We start from the raw sequence: 210 nt of genomic DNA, 5'->3' as shown, positions 1-210 counted from the left end.
GCATTTTCGGCGTCAGTTCCTCTATTCTGCCGACACCGGGGATATTGACCGCCACGCCCTTGAGGCTGGAGGTGACGATCGCGCCATAGACCGAGATGGCGATGGCGGCACCACCCATGCGGGTCAGCGTCACCGCGCCGCTCGCCGCACCGATATCCGCCTTGGGCGCGGAATTCTGCACACCGATGATCGGCGCCTGCTGGCCGAGGC

Annotated in this window: 1 protein-coding gene; it reads right to left on the bottom strand. The window is 65.7% G+C overall.

Translation table 11 applies throughout. From position 1 onward, the window contains the following. A partial coding sequence (locus RRF55_RS29315) for a hypothetical protein (RefSeq protein WP_439419500.1) occupies positions 1 to 210 on the bottom strand: 210 nt, incomplete at both ends.

This window comes from Klebsiella sp. K47 (genome assembly GCF_051858335.1).
Classification (GTDB): Bacteria; Pseudomonadota; Gammaproteobacteria; order Enterobacterales; family Enterobacteriaceae; genus Klebsiella; species Klebsiella pneumoniae.
Note: the sequence above shows the minus strand (reverse complement) of the source record. Positions and strands in the feature narration are given on the sequence as shown.